Annotated in this window: 3 protein-coding genes; 1 reads left to right on the top strand and 2 read right to left on the bottom strand. The window is 32.0% G+C overall.

Annotated features, from left to right (window positions below; genetic code table 11):
- Nucleotides 1–233 (top strand): hypothetical protein (locus CDZ78_RS22300; RefSeq protein WP_167374376.1); only part of this gene is annotated, 233 nt, incomplete at its 5' end.
- A gap of 283 nt (nt 234–516) precedes the next feature.
- Here CDZ78_RS22300 and CDZ78_RS17275 read toward each other — a convergent pair.
- Together CDZ78_RS17275 and CDZ78_RS17280 are read right to left on the bottom strand one after the other, a co-directional pair.
- Nucleotides 517–933: an ABC transporter permease gene (locus CDZ78_RS17275; RefSeq protein WP_087871101.1), complete on the bottom strand. Its 417-nt coding sequence runs from the start codon at nt 931–933 to the stop codon at nt 517–519.
- 262 nt (nt 934–1,195) lie between these two features.
- Complete coding sequence (locus CDZ78_RS17280; protein WP_087871102.1) at nt 1,196–1,432, bottom strand: RES family NAD+ phosphorylase; 237 nt, start codon at nt 1,430–1,432, stop codon at nt 1,196–1,198.
- Nucleotides 1,433–1,452 lie beyond the last annotated feature (20 nt).

Below are 1,452 nucleotides of genomic sequence, written 5' to 3' on the forward strand. Positions count from 1 at the left end.
TCAATCGGAAGTATGATGCACGAACACTCGGTTATTTCCTTAAACGATTTGGCTTAAAGCATAGTGCGGTTGGTGATAATAAGGATAGAAAATATCAGATTACAGAAGAATCAGTGCTAATGATGAAAGGGATAACAAATCGCAGACAGATAAAACAGATTAGTGTCTTTAAGCAGGCTAATGAATTTAATTTTAAGTCGGTTACTAATGAACTGAAGTTTCCCAATTATTGAGTAGCTGAAATACACAATGCTGGTGTATCGAGGTTTATTTTAGGTGGTTTTGCCATGTTTATAGCAAACCCCTACTTAATTCCCCTTAGGCAATAGCATTTGAAACGAATGAAAAGACTATCTTTTTCATATAGTTGTAGCATAGTTTCAATTTTACCATAAATAATTATTGGGAAACTTTAGGTTATAAATATTGGCATGCTTTGTAACCTATTGATAATTAATGGATTTATGTGTGTAAAATAGTTGGAGCCCAGTCCCGCACGTATAAAGTATTAAACACTTACAACTCTATACCATCCCACTTAGCTTTCTCAATCTCTTTTTCGGTTGGTTCTCTATTGAGTTTTTTTTGCAAATGTTTTACGATTCTATTTTCTCGTTCAATAAATTCATCATTATTTTCTGGTTCAAGTGATTGTTCAACATCAGGCTCAGGTAAATCATTTTGACAAAACCTACAAACTTTTGCTTTTTCTTTAATTTGTTCAGCGCAAAATGGGCATACACGATTTAAGTTAGGTTGATCAGGACTATTATCTTTAGGTATCGCAATTAATGCTAGTACAGCTATCAAGCTAAAAAATAAACCAAGAAAAAACCAACTAGCAGTGTCTCTATTTTTCTGGGATGCAATAAACGAACAAAAACCACCAAAAACTATTCCTTGGATAATTAGTACAACCCAAAATATTTCCATTTTTATTTCCCTTAAAATACTTGTTTACTAGTTTTGAACCAAAAAACCGTAAGAAAGCTACCTATCTACAATATATTGGAGATAACTCTCTTCTAATTGACAAATTAATATTCACAAAAAATTTATAACGCCAAAATAAACGGGCCACAAATGATAATAGAAGAATTATCCAAGTGGTATTAATTTTAATAAAAAACAGAACTATCAAAACCGCACCGCTTATTTGTGGTCGCTGTTGATTTTTTTGTTATGTTTTATTTAATTAATAAGGGTCTGTAACCACATAACGATTTGCAATCTCTTGAAACTCATACGAAACCTCTTGTATTTCACAAAGTGAACAATGTAACAAAACTGCAGTTTTTGCTTTAAATAGAACAATATTATGCCCATCCCCAAGCATACTATAATATGCTATCCCATCAATACCTTTGCTTTTAAATAACTCAGCAATTACTTGTGTTGGAGCATAAAGGTAAGCGTCAATTAAACCACACATTCAAAACCAACCTAAAAAAT

The organism is Bathymodiolus platifrons methanotrophic gill symbiont (assembly GCF_002189065.1).
GTDB lineage: Bacteria > Pseudomonadota > Gammaproteobacteria > Methylococcales > Methylomonadaceae > Methyloprofundus.